Source organism: Rhizobium sp. N122, assembly GCF_002211295.1.
Lineage (GTDB): Bacteria > Pseudomonadota > Alphaproteobacteria > Rhizobiales > Rhizobiaceae > Rhizobium.
The window spans coordinates 1-15,784 of the sequence record NZ_LOKU01000038.1; the positions used below are offsets into that span (position 1 = coordinate 1).

14 protein-coding genes and 1 riboswitch are annotated in these 15,784 nt (G+C 61.8%); of the genes, 6 read left to right on the forward strand and 8 right to left on the reverse strand.

Annotated features, from left to right (window positions below; translation table 11 throughout):
- Positions 1-142: 142 nt before the first annotated feature.
- Positions 143-1,402, reverse strand: coding sequence for an ABC transporter substrate-binding protein (locus ATY75_RS23665; protein WP_088939447.1), 1,260 nt, complete (start codon positions 1,400-1,402; stop codon positions 143-145).
- A gap of 478 nt (positions 1,403-1,880) precedes the next feature.
- Between ATY75_RS23665 and queC the strand changes: the two genes are divergently transcribed.
- The 3 genes from queC to queE are packed head-to-tail and all read left to right on the forward strand — an operon-like array spanning position 1,881 to position 3,669.
- Positions 1,881-2,591 carry a 7-cyano-7-deazaguanine synthase QueC gene (queC, locus tag ATY75_RS23670; RefSeq protein WP_088939448.1) on the forward strand — a complete coding sequence of 237 codons (711 nt, stop codon included), beginning with the start codon at positions 1,881-1,883 and terminating at the stop codon, positions 2,589-2,591.
- A complete protein-coding gene (gene queD / locus ATY75_RS23675; protein ID WP_064840825.1) occupies positions 2,591-2,947 on the forward strand; it encodes a 6-carboxytetrahydropterin synthase QueD in 357 nt (118 codons plus the stop codon). Before queC ends, queD begins: the two co-directional genes overlap by 1 nt.
- The gene (gene queE, locus ATY75_RS23680; RefSeq protein WP_088939449.1) at positions 2,944-3,669 is read left to right on the forward strand and encodes a 7-carboxy-7-deazaguanine synthase QueE; all 726 of its coding nucleotides are present in this window, start codon (positions 2,944-2,946) and stop codon (positions 3,667-3,669) included. The genes queD and queE overlap by 4 nt, the downstream gene beginning before the upstream one ends.
- A gap of 134 nt (positions 3,670-3,803) precedes the next feature.
- On the opposite strand, the gene ATY75_RS23685 is transcribed toward queE, so the two are convergent.
- The 6 genes from ATY75_RS23685 to ATY75_RS23710 form a co-directional block, all read right to left on the reverse strand.
- A complete protein-coding gene (locus ATY75_RS23685; RefSeq protein ID WP_088939450.1) occupies positions 3,804-5,015 on the reverse strand; it encodes an adenylate/guanylate cyclase domain-containing protein in 1,212 nt (403 codons plus the stop codon).
- A gap of 115 nt (positions 5,016-5,130) precedes the next feature.
- Complete coding sequence (nrdF, locus tag ATY75_RS23690) at positions 5,131-6,105, reverse strand: class 1b ribonucleoside-diphosphate reductase subunit beta (protein ID WP_088939451.1); 975 nt, start codon at positions 6,103-6,105, stop codon at positions 5,131-5,133.
- A 179-nt stretch (positions 6,106-6,284) separates the two neighbouring features.
- A complete protein-coding gene (gene nrdE / locus ATY75_RS23695; protein ID WP_088939452.1) occupies positions 6,285-8,489 on the reverse strand; it encodes a class 1b ribonucleoside-diphosphate reductase subunit alpha in 2,205 nt (734 codons plus the stop codon).
- The gene (gene nrdI / locus ATY75_RS23700; RefSeq protein ID WP_088939453.1) at positions 8,468-8,872 is read right to left on the reverse strand and encodes a class Ib ribonucleoside-diphosphate reductase assembly flavoprotein NrdI; all 405 of its coding nucleotides are present in this window, start codon (positions 8,870-8,872) and stop codon (positions 8,468-8,470) included. Before nrdI ends, nrdE begins: the two co-directional genes overlap by 22 nt.
- A 16-nt stretch (positions 8,873-8,888) precedes the next feature.
- Complete coding sequence (nrdH, locus tag ATY75_RS23705) at positions 8,889-9,110, reverse strand: glutaredoxin-like protein NrdH (RefSeq protein ID WP_010068756.1); 222 nt, start codon at positions 9,108-9,110, stop codon at positions 8,889-8,891.
- A 262-nt stretch (positions 9,111-9,372) separates the two neighbouring features.
- Positions 9,373-9,599: riboswitch (cobalamin riboswitch) on the reverse strand.
- Positions 9,600-10,020: 421 nt separating this feature from the next.
- The gene (locus tag ATY75_RS23710; RefSeq protein WP_088939454.1) at positions 10,021-12,276 is read right to left on the reverse strand and encodes a heavy metal translocating P-type ATPase; all 2,256 of its coding nucleotides are present in this window, start codon (positions 12,274-12,276) and stop codon (positions 10,021-10,023) included.
- A 71-nt stretch (positions 12,277-12,347) separates the two neighbouring features.
- Between ATY75_RS23710 and ATY75_RS23715 the strand changes: the two genes are divergently transcribed.
- Together ATY75_RS23715 and ATY75_RS23720 are read left to right on the forward strand one after the other, a co-directional pair.
- A complete protein-coding gene (locus tag ATY75_RS23715; protein ID WP_088939455.1) occupies positions 12,348-12,770 on the forward strand; it encodes a helix-turn-helix domain-containing protein in 423 nt (140 codons plus the stop codon).
- Positions 12,771-12,837: 67 nt separating this feature from the next.
- Entirely contained in the window at positions 12,838-14,046 is a 1,209-nt protein-coding gene (locus ATY75_RS23720) for a TIGR03862 family flavoprotein (protein WP_088939456.1), read from the forward strand.
- Positions 14,047-14,091: 45 nt separating this feature from the next.
- On the opposite strand, the gene msrB is transcribed toward ATY75_RS23720, so the two are convergent.
- Complete coding sequence (gene msrB, locus ATY75_RS23725; RefSeq protein ID WP_088939457.1) at positions 14,092-14,577, reverse strand: peptide-methionine (R)-S-oxide reductase MsrB; 486 nt, start codon at positions 14,575-14,577, stop codon at positions 14,092-14,094.
- A 199-nt stretch (positions 14,578-14,776) separates the two neighbouring features.
- Between msrB and ATY75_RS23730 the strand changes: the two genes are divergently transcribed.
- Positions 14,777-15,736, forward strand: coding sequence for a helix-turn-helix domain-containing protein (locus tag ATY75_RS23730; RefSeq protein ID WP_088939458.1), 960 nt, complete (start codon positions 14,777-14,779; stop codon positions 15,734-15,736).
- The last annotated feature ends 48 nt before the right edge of the window (positions 15,737-15,784 follow it).

Here is a 15,784-nt window from a genome sequence, read left to right on the forward strand (position 1 = left end):
CGGGGGTCAGAACCGGATCGGTGGTCGCAACTGTGCTCATGGATATCATCTCCCTTCCCGCAGGATCGCTCGGCATTTATCGCTGCGGAGCCTGAAGCTTCCCCGCGAGATCACGCGGGGAAGCATTGGTCGTCGACCGCTCTCAGCGGGCGTCGTCGATTGCCTGGACGAGCTGGGTGACGGCTTCGTCGGAGCTCTTGATCTGGCCGTGGACGAACTTCGAGACGACGTCCTTATAGGCATTGGCGATCGCCGGCGGCGCGCCGTACCCCTGGGCGAGCGAACCGAACAGCGTGCCGCCCTCATTGGCCGCCTTCAGGTCGGCGATGCCCTTCTTGCCGCAGGCGTCGAAGTCGGTGTCGGGAACGTCGGTACGGGCGGGCACCGAACCCTTGACGACGTTGAAGGCCGACTGGAAGCTCTTCGACAGCGTTGCCGTCGCCAGCGCCACCTGGGCCGCCTTGCGGTCGTCGGGGACGTTGAACATGCCGAACATGTCGGAGTTGTAGATGACGCTGCCGTCGGTGCCGGGGAAGCGGTAGCACAGGAAGTCCTTGTCCGGGGTCTTCTTGGCGGCGACGAATTCGCCCTTCGCCCAGTCGCCCATCACCTGCACCAGCGCATCACCCTTGATGACCATGGCGGTCGCGAGATTCCAGTCGCGGCCGGAGAAGTTCGGATCGACATATTTGACGATCTTCGCCAGGTTGTCGAAGGACGTCTTCATCGTGTCCGACTTCAGCGACGCCTCGTCGAGGTCGTTGAAGGCCTTCTTGTAGAATTCCGGGCCACCGGTCGACAGCACGATGGAATCGAACATCGTTGCTTCCTGCCAGTTCTGGCCGCCGAGCGCCAAGGGGATCACACCGGCAGCCTTGGCCTTGTCGAGCAGGGCGATCAGATCGTCGAAGCTCTTCGGCTCAGTGCCGCCGATCTTGTCCATCACCGCCTTGTTGATCCACAGCCAGTTGACCGAGTGGACGTTGACGGGGGCTGCGACCCACTTGCCGTCATAGACGGAGAACTTCTGCAGCGCCGCCGGCACCGACTTGTCCCAGCCTTCCTTCTTCGCCGTCTCGGTCAGGTCGCCCATGACGCCGGCCTGGGCATAATCGAGCACGGTATAACCGAGCATCTGCGAGGCCGTCGGATAGGTGCCGGCCGCCACCATCGCCTTCAGCGCCGTCATCGCCGCATCACCGCCGCCGCCGGCCACCGGCACGTCCTTCCAGGCAAAACCTTCCTTCGACAGATCCTCCTTCAAAACGTTCAGAGCAGCTGCCTCGCCGCCAGACGTCCACCAGTGCAGCATCTGCACTTCTTTTACGTCCGCTGCATGGGCGCCGCCGAGGCCAGCCATCATCACGACGGCAATCGCCGCCGAGCTCAAAAACTTGCGCATGAATTTCCTCCCATTTGAAAATCGGCGGCGGGCCCTCCCTGCCGCCCGATGTTTTCCGCCGTTGCGGCGGTCGACATACGGCCGCGCTCCTCCGCGCGGTTGCTAATTTAAAACGTTATAAGCCACGGATCGTCAAGTCCTTTCTCGACTCCCGAGAAAAATATGGTTATTCCATCATCATATTGAATTAATTGTATATTTCCTCCTCTTGATAACAATCGCCGAAAGCCGACACGATGCAAGACGAGGCGACGGTGGCCGACGAGGATCGCGGACGCCTGCTGCGTCAGCGCCATCAATAATGCTGACGCTGAGGACCTGCGCGCCCCGCCGCCGCCGCAAATAGATTTGGCGATCAGCGAGACCGAACAACTTTCGAGGCTGACATCTTAAAACTGTTTGCATCGCGCGTGATTTCGCCTAGAAGCACGCCGTAATCCGGTCGCAGCCCACCCGGTCAAAACAAGGGATCCAAAATATGAAGACCATCGTCGTCTGCTCTGGCGGACTCGACTCCGTTTCGCTCGCCCATAGAATAGCGGCGGAACAACAACTGATCGGCCTCGTCTCCTTCGACTACGGCCAGCGCCACCGCAAGGAACTCGACTTCGCCGCCAAGTGTGCCGCGCGCCTTGCCGTTTCCCATCATGTCATCGACATCGCCGGCATCGGCGGCCATCTCAGCGGATCGGCGCTGACCGACAATGTCGAGGTCCCGGACGGCCACTATGCCGAGGAGACCATGAAGGCCACCGTGGTGCCCAACCGCAATGCCATCATGCTGGCGATCGCCTTCGGCCTAGCGGCCGCGCAAAAGGCCGATGCCGTTGCCGTCGCCGTACATGGCGGCGACCACTTCATTTACCCCGACTGCCGGCCGGGCTTCATCGACGCCTTCCAGCGCATGCAGAACGAAGCCCTGGACGGTTATGCCAGCGTCAGACTGCTCGCCCCCTATGTCGATGTTCCCAAGGCGGCGATTGTCGCCGACGGAGCGAAACACGGCACACCCTTTGCGGAAACCTGGTCCTGCTACAAAGGCGGCAGGCTCCACTGCGGGCGCTGCGGAACCTGCGTCGAACGCCGTGAAGCTTTCCATCTCGCCGGCATTTCCGATCCGACCGACTATGAAGACCGGGATTTCTGGAAAGCGGCGGTGTCGCAATATTCCGCGGCGGAGGTGCGTTGATGTACCGCATCACCAAAGAGTTCCATCTCTCCGCTTCGCACCAGCTGGATCATCTACCGGCCGACCATCAATGCGCCAGGCTCCACGGCCATAACTACATCGTGGTCGTCGAACTCTCGGCCGAAAGCCTGAACGACGACGGCTTCGTTCGCGACTATCACGACCTGTCGCCGCTCAAGCGCTATATCGACGAAACCCTCGATCATCGTCACCTGAACGAGGTCTTCGGCCATTCGAAAGTCACCTCCGAGTTTCTGGCAAAGCACTTTTACGACTGGTGCAGAGAGCGCTTCCCGGAGACATCGTCCGTCCGCGTCAGCGAGACGCCGAAGACCTGGGCGGAGTACCGGCCATGAGCGGAGAGACCATTCGCGTCAGCGAGATCTTCGGCCCGACCATCCAGGGTGAAGGCGCTTTGATCGGGCTGCCGACGGTGTTCGTCCGGACGGGCGGCTGTGACTACCGCTGTTCCTGGTGCGACAGCCTTCACGCGGTCGACAGCGCCTTCCGGGATCAGTGGACTCCCATGTCCACCGAAGCGATCTGGCAGGAGGTCACCAAGCTCTCCGCCGGCCGGCCGATGACAGTTTCCCTTTCCGGCGGCAATCCGGCGATCCAGCCGCTGGGGCCACTGATCGAATTCGGCCATTCTCAAGGGTACCGCTTCGCGCTGGAAACGCAGGGGAGCGTCGCCCGCAACTGGTTTCGCGATCTCGACATGCTGGTCTTGAGCCCGAAGCCGCCGTCAAGCGGAATGCTGACGGATTGGGAAGAGGTCGACAACTGCCTCCGGCTCGCCGCCGGCGGTCCGGAGATCGCTTTGAAAATCGTCGTCTTCGACGATGACGACTACGCCTTCGCCCGAGAGGCGGGCCGGCGCTATCCCTATGTCCCCTTGTACCTGCAGCCGGGCAACCATACGCCGCCGCCCGATGACGACGACGCCCGTATCGATATCGACGGTGTGATGGACCGGATGCATTGGCTCGTCGAGAAGGTGACTGTTGATGGATGGTTTGCCCCGCGCGTGCTGCCCCAGCTGCACGTGCTGCTGTGGGGGAACAAACGCGGCGTCTGACCCTACCTGAGGCTAAAGCGCGTCGCGATCCTTCAGATTCGCTCGTCGCGCTTTAGCTCTTTATTTTCTCGCATGTCGTTGCGGCAAAAGCGCTTTGCCTGGGAAAACCGCGGCACACTTTTGCGCGGCATGCTTTAACGCTCAGGAAAAGCGAAGACATCGACAGGCTCTCCGAGCCCGCGCAGCGGGAAGGTGCCGAGGCTGTCCATTTCTTTCGCGCAGCCCGCCATTTCGACGAAGGCCCGCGACAGCAGCACCGGACGCTTGACCTCCTTGGTCAGACTTTCCAGCCGCGAGGCGACATTGACCGCCGGGCCGATGACGGTGAAATCCAGCCGCCGGCGCGAGCCGATATTGCCGTACATGACGTCGCCGACATGCACACCGACGCCATAACGCAGCGGCTCTCGCCCCGCCCGTGCATGCTGCTCGTTCAGCTCGACCATCGACGCCTGCCCTTCGCGGATCGCCTGCAGCAGGTCGGCGCAGGCTGTTTCCTTGCTTAAGGGGAAGATTGCCAGCAATCCGTCACCCATGAACTTCAGGATTTCGCCGCCATAGCGTTCGATCGGATCCGACATCGCGTCGAAATAGTCGTTGAGCAGATGGATGACATCGTCGCGCGGCCAGAGATCGGAGATCGCCGTAAAATCGCGCAGGTCGCAGATCATGATTGCCGCACCGACGGTGGCGCCGCTGCCGCGTGTCGTCACACCCGACAGGATCTGCTCGCTCGCATGCGGCCCGACATAGGTCTGCAGCAACGTGCGCGCCATGATGTTTTTCAGCCGGATTTCGCTGACAAGCGTTAGCGCCGGCAGGAGATCGCGCAGGAAATCGATATGCTCGAGCTCGAAGCCGCCCGGCCGGCTGGTGGAAAATGTAGCGACATGGCGTTTGCCTAAGGTGTGTTCGAGCGGCCAGGCGATATATTCGGTCAAGCCGTCGTCGCGCAGGTCCTGATAGAATGAATCCATCTCGCCGTCGGCTGCGCCTTCCAGCTGCCTGCGCACCTCCTCCGCACCCTGATGGATCGCGTTGACCGGACTGGTCAGGAACTCCGGCGTGTTTTCGACGCCATAGGCGAATGTGTCGATCTTCGCCTCGGTGAGCCCTTCCTTCCAGAGAAGGCGCGCACCCACCCATTGCGGGTGGTTCACCCTGAAATGCAGCGTCGCCCGGGCCACCGGCACCCCAGCCGCAAGCAGCTTCTCACACATGTCCACCAGGATGTTGTCGATGAAACGCTCGCCCCGCGTCTCGTTCACCAGCCAGTCGAGAATTCGTCTCCGGCGAATTGGCCAGACGCCTTCGTCCGCCTCGGCGGCAGTTCCGACCTTGTTCAAAAAGACGCCATCTAAAACTCCCGCTACGCCACTTCACTGGCGAGTGCCGAAATCAATTTCCCGCTGAATGTGGTCGATGAGAGAGCAAATGATAAGGGGAGGCATCGATTAAACCTCAGAAATCCCAATCCTCGTCCTCGGTCGCCACGGCCTTGCCGATGACATAGGACGAGCCGGAGCCGGAGAAGAAGTCATGGTTCTCGTCGGCATTCGGCGAAAGCGCCGACAGGATCGCCGGATTGACCTTGCAGGCCTCGGCCGGGAAAAGCGCCTCATAGCCGAGGTTCATCAGCGCCTTGTTGGCGTTGTAATGCAGGAATTTCTTGACGTCCTCGGTCAGCCCGACGCCGTCATAGAGCGCCTCGGTATATCTGGCCTCGTTATCATAGAGTTCGAGCAGCAGATCGAAGGCGAAATCCTTGATCTCCTGCCGTCTCTCCTCGGACAGCCGCTCCAGCCCGCGCTGGAATTTGTAGCCGATATAATAGCCGTGCACCGCCTCGTCGCGGATGATCAGCCGGATCATGTCGGCCGTATTGGTCAGCTTGGCGCGGCTCGACCAGTACATCGGCAGATAGAAGCCGGAATAGAACAGGAAGCTTTCGAGGAAGACGCTGGAAACCTTCTTCTTCAGGGGATCGCCGGAACCGTACTGCTCCATGATCAGCGCCGATTTCCGCTGCAGGAACTCGTTTTCTTCAGACCAGCGATAGGCATCGTCGACGTCAGGCGTCGAGCACAGCGTCGAGAAGATCGAGGAATAGGAGCGCGCATGCACCGCCTCCATGAACGAGATGTTGGAAAGCACCGCCTCCTCATGCGGCGTTAGCGCATCTTCCATCAGCCTGATCGCGCCGACGCCGTTCTGGATGGTGTCGAGCAACGTCAGGCCGGTGAAGACGCGGATAGTGAGCTGCTGCTCGGCCGCCGTCAGCGTCGCCCAGGACGGAATGTCGTTGGACAGCGGCACCTTTTCCGGCAGCCAGAAATTGCCGGTCAGCCGGTTCCAGACCTCGAGATCCTTATCGTCCTCGATGCGGTTCCAGTTGATGGCACGCACGCGGCTGATTGGCTTGATGGATATGTTCATTGGGTGGTCTTTCTTCCACAAATTCTAACGGAGTGCGGAGCCCCCTCACCCTGCCCTCTCCCCGCTGGGGAGAGGGGAACGCCATGCAATCGGCTTGTCTCTTCTCCCCATCGGGGAGAAGGTGCCGGCAGGCGGATGAGGGGGCTACAAGCTCGAAACTCTCGGCCAGCAGCCCAAAATCACAGCGTACAAGACACGCAGCCCTGCACCTCGGTGCCGGACAGCGCCATCTGGCGAAGGCGGATGTAGTAGATCGTCTTGATGCCCTTCTTCCAGGCGTAAATCTGAGCCTTGTTGATGTCGCGCGTCGTCGCCGTGTCGCGGAAGAACAGGGTCAGCGACAGGCCCTGGTCGACATGCTGGGTTGCCGCCGCATAGGTATCGATGATCTTCTCCGCCCCGATCTCGTAGGCGTCCTGGTAGTAATCGAGGTTGTCGTTGGTCATGAACGGCGCCGGATAGTAGACGCGGCCGATCTTGCCTTCCTTGCGGATCTCGATCTTCGAGACGATCGGATGGATCGAGGAGGTCGAGTGGTTGATGTAGGAGATCGAGCCCGTCGGCGGCACCGCCTGGAGGTTCTGGTTATAGAGGCCGGAGGTCATGACCGCCGTCTTCAGCGCCGCCCAGTCTTCCTGCGTCGGAATGTGGATTCCTGATTTGTCGAACAGCGCCTGCACCGTCGCGGTCGCCGGCTTCCATTCCTGCTCGGTATATTTGTCGAAATAGTCGCCGGAGGCATATTTCGAATTTTCGAAGCCCTTGAAGCTTTGGCCGCGTTCGACCGCCAGCAGGTTAGAGGCGCGGATCGCGTGATAGGTCACCGTATAGAAATAGATATTGGTGAAATCCACGCCTTCCTCTGAGCCGTAGAAGATCCGCTCGCGGGCGAGATAGCCGTGCAGGTTCATCTGGCCGAGCCCGATCGCATGGCTCTCGTCATTGCCCTTCTCGATCGACGGAACCGAAGCGATATGGCTCATCTCGGAGACCGCCGTCAGCGCCCGGATCGAGGTCTCGATCGTCTTGCCGAAATCGGCGGAATCCATCGCCGCGGCGATGTTCAGCGAGCCGAGATTGCAGGAAATATCCTTGCCCAGATGCTTGTAGGAGAGGTCGTCTTTATATTCGCTCGCCTCGCTCACCTGCAGGATCTCCGAGCAGAGATTGCTCATGGAGATGCGACCAGCAACTGGGTTCGCCCGGTTCACCGTGTCCTCGAACATGATGTAGGGATAACCGCTCTCGAACTGGATTTCGGCGAGCACCTGGAAGAATTCGCGCGCCTTGATCTTCTTCTTCGAGATGCGGGCGTCCGCCACCATCTCCCGGTACTTTTCCGTCACCGAAATCTCGGTGAAAGGCACGCCGTAGACGCGCTCCACGTCGTAAGGCGAGAACAGATACATATCCTCATTGTTTCTCGCGAGTTCGAAGGTGATGTCGGGTACGACGACGCCGAGCGACAGCGTCTTGATGCGGATCTTCTCGTCGGCATTTTCGCGCTTGGTGTCGAGGAAGCGCATGATGTCGGGGTGATGGGCGTTGAGATAGACAGCACCTGCTCCCTGACGGGCCCCGAGCTGGTTGGCATAGGAGAAACTGTCTTCGAGCAGCTTCATCACGGGGATGATGCCCGACGACTGGTTTTCGATCTGCTTGATCGGCGCGCCGGCCTCACGGATATTCGTCAGCGACAGCGCCACGCCGCCGCCGCGCTTCGACAATTGCAGCGCCGAATTGATCGACCGGCCGATCGATTCCATATTGTCCTCGACCCGCAGCAGGAAGCAGGAAACGAGTTCGCCACGCTGCTTCTTGCCGGCATTGAGGAAGGTCGGCGTTGCCGGCTGGAAACGGCCGGAAATGATTTCGTCGACCATGTCGCGGGCAAGCGCCTCGTCGCCACGCGCCAGGGTCAGCGCCACCATGCAGATGCGATCCTCGTAGCGCTCGAGATAGCGCTTTCCGTCGAAGGTCTTCAGCGTATAGCTGGTGTAATATTTGAAGGCGCCGAGGAAGGTCGGGAAGCGGAACTTCCTGGCATAGGCGTGGTCGAACAGGTCGCGCACGAAATTGAAGGAATACTGGTCGAGCACCTCCTGCTCGTAATAGCCCTCGGTCACGAGGTAATCGAGCTTTTCCCTCAGATTGTGAAAGAACACGGTGTTCTGGTTCACATGCTGCAGAAAATACTGCTTGGCCGCCAAGCGGTCCTTGTCGAGCTGGATCCGTCCCTCATCGTCATAGAGGTTCAGCATGGCGTTCAGCGCGTGATAATCGAGCGCTTCCGCCGCTTTCAAAGGGCGTTCGCCGGTGGGATGAGCAAAAGTGTTATGCGGTTTTGCGCCCGCATCCCGCGTCAGAGTTGTTCCCGTGTCCAAAACCGTTCCATTCCGTGTTTGACGTTGGCGACATCCTCCTCCGTGCCCATGAGCTCGAACCTGTAGAGGTAAGGCACCTGGCATTTGCGCGAGATCACGTCGCCGGCGAGCCCGTATGTCTCGCCGAAATTGCTGTTGCCCGCGGCAATCACGCCGCGGAGGTGTCCACGGTTCTCCGCATCGTTCAGGAAACGGATCACCTGTTTGGGAACGGCGCCCTTGCCGTCGCCGCCGCTATAGGTCGGCACAACAAGCACGAAGGGTTCGCGGATAGGGAACGCGTCCGTACCGCCCGCCGGAATGCGCGCCGCGCGCAATCCAAGCCTGGCGACAAAGCGATGGGTATTGCCGGATCGGCTGGAATAATAAACGATCAGCCCCATCGCCTTTTCCCTCGGGTCAGGAGAGCGCGCTGATCATGTCGGGACGGAAACCCGCCCAATGCCGCTCACCGGCGATGACGACGGGGGCCTGCATGTAGCCGAGGCTGCGGACGCGATCGAGCGCTTCGGCATCCTGCGAGATATCGACGATGTCGTAATCGACGCCCAGACGGTCGAGGGCGCGATAGGTGGCGGTGCATTGGACGCAGGCGGGTTTGCTGTAGACGGTAACGCTCATCATGTTCCTCGTGATGTCAAAGAATTCAGGACGCAATACTGGGATCGGGCGCCTTGCGACGTCCGGGGCAACGTTTTGATGGTGATCTGGCAAAGTCGGCGCTTTAAACGCCTGATACGATCCCTTTCGGGATTTGCGCGGGCGGCGGCCTTGATATTCTGGACATGACTTCAACCCCGAAGTGCTCATGCGGACGTTCGGGGCAGCGCAACAGGCGCGGATCATTCCGCTTTCATGCACGCGACCTTCCGGACACCCCGCCCGTGGACATCTAGTTCAAGGCAGGTCTCCTGGCTCGCGGGTCGAAGCACCCTGCCCCAGCCTTCCCGAGGCATCATGCCTCAGTGACCTGAAATCGGACAGTTGCTCGCCGCTCACAGTTGCGGGGGCAGCTCCGGCCTTGTTGCGCCGTTCTGGCGAAACGCACCGTATTCCCGTCTTAGCCTGCGATCCTGACGAATCGAAGGAACCTTGAACACTAGATATAGTATCTGAATCCAAAATCGCGTCAACGGGTGGTTTGCACATCTCGTTACGGCAGGTTTGAAATCACTGCGTTCCTGTGAAAAACATGGATAATAAAGGCTTAAACAAAACGAACTGCGGAGAAGGCCGTGATGAGCAGGGCAGCCTGGTCGGCTCCCAGGCTGCTGACAAACCACGGCCAAACCCGTGACGTCATCCTCGGCCTTGTGCCGAGGATCTACGGACGATCAATTAAGTATTTGAAAATAAATGTTTTCCTGGCAGTAAATTGCCGTGGTTAAATGCTCGGCACAAGGCCGAGCATGACGGAGGAGACTTTGTCGGCAAACCGAAAGCCGGCCTGACTGAGGATCGGCTCCGCTGTTTTCGCTTCTCGATCAGGCCCGAACCGGCAGCAGTCTTCACGCCGCCCCCGGAAAAACATTCATCCCTTTACGCGAAGCAATCGCAGCGCGTTGATCGTCACCAGCACGGTAGCGCCGGTATCGGCGAGGATCGCCGGCCAGAGGCCGGTGATGCCGGCAATGGTCGTCACCAGGAACACCGCCTTCAGACCGAGCGCGATGGTGATATTCTCTAGGATATTTCGCATCGTCCGTTTCGACAGTTCGATCATCCGCGCCACGTCGCCGACGCGGCCGTGCAACACGGCGGCGTCCGCGGTCTCCAGCGCCACATCGGTGCCGCCGCCCATGGCGATGCCGATATCGGCGGCGGCCAGCGCCGGCGCGTCGTTGATGCCGTCGCCGACCTTGGCGACGATGAATCCCTGACGCTTCAATTCGCCGACGACCCGCTGCTTGTCCTCGGGCATCATCTCGCCGCGCCAGTCGATGCCGAGCATGCCGGCAACGGCGGCCGCCGTTCGTTTGTTGTCGCCGGTCAGCATCATCGCCTTGACGCCGGCGGAGCGGAGCGAGGAAAGCCCGGCCTCGGCATCCTCGCGCGGTTCATCGCGCATGGCGATCAGGCCGGCTGCCGCGCCATTGACGAGCAGCACCGACACGCTCTTGCCCTCGTCGTTCAATGCGGTAATGCGTGCATCCTTGTCGCCATCGAGTGCTTCGCGCTCGCGAGCAGCGGATGGCGACAGCAGATCGAGCGTCTCACCGCCGACTTTGCCGCTGACACCCTTGCCCGGCAACGCTTCCAGTTCGAAAGCCGGCGGCACGGGAACACCGTCCGCCCTGGCGCGGTTGAGGATCGCCAGCGCCAGGGGATGGCTGGAGCCCTGCTCCAGCACCGCCGCGCGCGACAAGACCTGCGCCTCAGTCAATCCGAAGGGAACGATATCGGTCACCTGAGGCTTGCCTTCCGTCAGCGTGCCTGTCTTGTCGAAGGCGACCATTGTCACCTTGCCGAGCGTTTCCAACACCGCGCCGCCCTTCATCAGCAGCCCCCGCCGCGCGCCTGCCGACAGCGAGGCGGCAATCGCTGCCGGCGTCGAGATGACAAGCGCGCAGGGGCAACCGATCAGCAGAATGGCAAGGCCCTTATAGACCCATTCGCTCCACACGCCGCTGAGCAGCAGCGGCGGAACCACCGCGACCAATGCGGCGACCACCACCACGCTGGGCGTGTAATAGCGCGAGAACCGATCGATGAAACGTTCCGTCGGCGCCTTCGATTCCTGCGCCTCTTCCACCAGCTTGACGACGCGGGCGATGGTATTGTCGGCAGCCGCCGCCGTGACGCGAACCCTAAGCACGGCATCGCCATTGACCGTGCCGGCAAAGACGGCGGCATCGACACCCTTGCGCACCGGCGTGCTCTCGCCCGTCACCGGCGCCTCGTCGATCGCGCTCTCGCCCGAGACGATGATGCCATCCGCCGAGATGCGATCGCCCGGGCGCACCATGATGATCGCGCCGACGGCAAGGCTTTCCGCCGGCACCTCCCGCGTCAGGCCATTGTCTTCGAGCAAGGCATTCTTCGGCACCAGCGTCGTCAGCGACTGGATGCTTTCGCGCGCCTTGCCGGCCGCGACACCCTCCAGCAGCTCGCCGACGAGAAACAGGAATACGACGGTCGCCGCCTCCTCCCCCGCATTGATGATGACGGCGCCGACCGCGGCGATGGTCATCAGCATCTCGATCGAGAATGGCGTGCCCGATAGGGCCGCCATGACCGCGCGGCGCGCGATCGGCACCAGGCCGACCAGCATGGCTATGATGAAGGCATAGGATGCGATTGCCGGCACGAGATGGCCGATGGCATAGGCGGCAATCAGCGCGGCACCCGAGAGGATGGTCAGCCGACCCTTCTTGCTCTGCCACCAGGGACCGGTCATCGGCCCATGATCGTGCCCATGCAGACCTTCGATTTCGGTCTTGCCATGCGCATGGTCATGATCGTGATCGGCATGATCGTGGTCATGGCCGGCATGATCATGATTATGGCCCACGTGATCATGGTCGTGATGTTCATGTGAGCCGTGGTCATGCGCCGGCACCACGCTTCCGGCAAAAGGCGAGACCGAATAACCGAGCCCCGTCACCTTCTTCTCGATCGCCTTGAGATCGCTGCTGCCGTCATGCCGGACGGTCATCGTGCCCGCCATCACCGAGACGGAAACATCTGCCACCCCCGCCACGCGCCTGACCGCCGTATCGATCTTGGTTGCGCAGGCGGCGCAATCCATGCCGCCGACCCGGTATCGTGTCTCGCTCGTCTCAGCCATGATCCGCTTCCTTGTCAAACAGAAGCACCTCTCCTACATCCTCTAGCGACTAGAGGTGCAAGAGGAAAATCATGAAAAAGATCACGATCGGCGAAGCCGCTCGCCGGAGCGGGGTCAAAGTGCCGACGGTGCGTTATTACGAGAGCATCGGCCTGCTCGCGGCGCCGAGCCGCAGCGAAGGCAATCAGCGCTCCTTCGAACCTGCCGATATCAACCGCCTCACCTTCATCCGCCATGCCCGCGAGCTCGGCTTCGAGATCGAGGCGATTCGCACGCTGCTCGCCCTGCAAGATGATCCGCACCAATCCTGCGCCTCGGCCGATGCCATCGCCAAGGCCCGCCTCGTCGAGGTCGAGCAGCGCATCCGCAGCCTGATGGCTTTGAAGGCCGAGCTGGAAACCATGGTGGAAGGTTGCGGCCATGGCCGCGTCGACCAATGCCGTGTCATCGAGGTTCTCGCCGACCACGGCCAGTGCACACATTCGCATCACTGATCCCGCCCTTGAAGGCAAGGCGCAGCCGCGCCAAAACTGCAGCGGAAAGAATCGGGCAAAGACATCCATGAACCAGAAGCGAATTGCGATCATCGGCGGTGGCCCGGCAGGCCTGGCGGCCGCCGAACTGCTTTCGCTCTCCGGCCATGCGGTGACGGTCTACGACGCCATGCCGACCTTCGCCCGCAAATTTCTGCTGGCCGGCAAGTCCGGACTGAACATCACCCATTCCGAGGATTATGCCCGTTTCGTCACGCGCTTCGGCGCGGCCTCTGCCCGGCTGCGCCCGGCGCTCGATGCCTTTACCCCTGGCGATATCAGAGATTGGGCAGCAGGGCTCGGAACCGAGACTTTCGTCGGCTCGTCCGGCCGGGTTTTCCCGGATGTGATGAAAGCCTCCCCCTTGCTGCGCGCCTGGCTCAAACGGCTGGAGGCCCAGGGCGCTGCACTGCGCACCCGCCACCGCTGGATCGGTTTTGCCGATGAGGGCTATGTTTTCGAGACGCCGGAAGGACGCAGCATCGTCCATTGCGACGCAGCCCTGCTGGCGCTCGGTGGCGCCAGCTGGCCGCGCCTCGGCTCCGATGCAAGCTGGCTGCCGTGGCTATTGGAGAGGGGTGTCGAGATCGACGCCTTCCGGCCCGCCAATTGCGGCTTCGTCGTCGGCTGGAGCGAAAGCTTCCGCGAGCGTTTCGCCGGCGAGCCGGTAAAATCGGTCACCGCCACCTCCGATGCCGGCACATTTCCCGGCGAATTCGTCATCACCGCAAACGGCATCGAGGGCAGCCTGGTCTATATGAATGCGGCGAGCCTTCGCGATCAACTGTTGACCCGCGGCAGTGCTGCCCTGACGCTCGACCTCGCCCCGGGCCGGACGGTCGAAAGGCTAACCCGCGACCTCGCGCGCCAGGACGCCAGATTGAGCTTTTCAAACCGCCTGCGCAAGGGCGCCGGCCTCGACGGCGTCAAGGCGGCGTTGCTGCGGGAACTCGCTGCCGAGCGCGACCGAACCGATTCCGGACGCCTCGCCAGCATGATCAAGGCCCTGCCGGTCCCGGTTCTCGACACGAGGCCAATCGGCGAGGCGATCTCCTCGGCCGGCGGCATCCGCTGGAGCGGCATCGACGACGGCTTCATGTTGAAGGCGCTGCCGGGCACCTTCGTCGCCGGCGAGATGCTCGACTGGGAGGCGCCGACCGGCGGCTACCTCCTCACCGCCTGCCTTGCGACCGGCCGCGCCGGCGCGCGCGGCATAGAAGCCTGGCTGCACAGATAAGCGCCGCCGCTCGCAGGCTGAACAGCAAACAAGAACCTCTTTCGATCAGGCCGAGGCTGCACGAAACGTCATGACAAGGCCATTCATGCAGTAGCGAAGTCCGGTTGGCTTCGGACCATCATCGAAGACATGTCCGAGATGGCCGCCACAGCGGCTACAATGGACCGCCGTGCGCGCCATCCCGAAACCGGTGTCGTGTGTGGTGCCGACGGCATGGTCGAGCGGTGCCCAAAAGCTCGGCCAGCCGGTGCCGCTGTCGAATTTGGTCGCCGAGGAAAAGAGCTTTTGCTCGCAGCCGACGCAGGCGAAAATGCCCTTCCGCTCCTCATGCAGCAACGGGCTGCTGAAGGGATTTTCCGTGCCTGCCTGACGCAGGATGACGAACTGATCCGGCGTCAGCAGCGTATGCCATTCCTCATCGCTATGGGTCACCTTAAACGTTTCGCCGGCGATCGCCTTGCCGGCCAGGCTGGCGCGAACGGCAAGCGCCCCGAAAACGGTCGTCATCAGCAACAATCGTCTGTTCAACATGATCAGGATCTCCCCATCTGACAAAGCCTTGCTCTGTAAGAAAATACGGGCGAGAGAAGTCTTGGTTACATTCTCACCGCTCAAACACCGAAATGTGATGCCGCCCCTTTCACCGCACGCTGGCGACCACCACGTGCCGCCTGATTGCAAACCGGCCGCTTTTCCATCAGACTGTGCTGAAGTTCCGTGGGAGGAGCAGATGCACGAACAGTCAGCGCACGCGGAGCATGTCTATACCTCTGCTCAGCGCGATTCCGCCGCGGCCAGCTCTCCGGTGGTCGCCTCGTGGCGGCGATGCATGACCATGCACCAGCTCGCCCCCGAGGATGAGCGGGCGCCGCTGCGCCTGACCGATGAGGAATTTCGGCGCGCCCGCGAACAATCCGGGCAACTGATCGCCAGCGCGACTGAGGAGCTCGATCGCCTCTTCACCACCGTCGGCAAGGCCGGCTGCTGCCTGCTTCTGACTGACAAGAATGGCATTGCGCTGGAGCGGCGGGGAGCGGCCGGCGACGACAAGGAATTCCGCGAACTCGGCCTCTGGACCGGCTCCGTCTGGACCGAGGCAAGCATTGGCACCAACGGCATCGGCACCGCGCTTGCCGATGAACGCGCCGTCGCCATCTTCCGCGACCAGCATTTCTTCTGTGCCAACACCAGCCTCAGCTGCACGACGGCGCCGATCCGCGATCATCGTGGCCGGCTGGCCGCGGCCCTCGACATCTCCACCTGCCGCGATGATGTCAACGAGATGACCCTGGCGATCCTGACGCAGACGGTGCGCGATGCGGCGACGCGCATCGAGCTTAACCTCTTCCGTTCGGCCTTTCCCAGCGCCCGCTTCCTGATGGTTCCGGCCGGCGCCAACTCGGCCGCCGCCCTGCTGGCCGTCGACCGGCATGACCTCGTGCTCGGGGCGACGCGCGCCGCCCGCATCGCGCTGCAGCTGGACGACAAGCGAATTGCCGCCGGCATTCCGGCCGCCGATGCTCTCCGCGAGGCGAGCGTTTCGCAGCAGGAAGAGATGGTCGAGGCGGAGAAGGCAGCCTTGCTGCGGGCGCTGTCGCGCGCCGGCGGCAACGTCTCCCAGGCGGCGATCGCGCTTGGCATCAGCCGCGCCACCCTGCACCGGAAGATGAAGAAGCTCGACCTCCACTGATCGGCTCGAAGGTTCCGGCGTTGCGGCAATCGGGCGCCGATCCTGTCG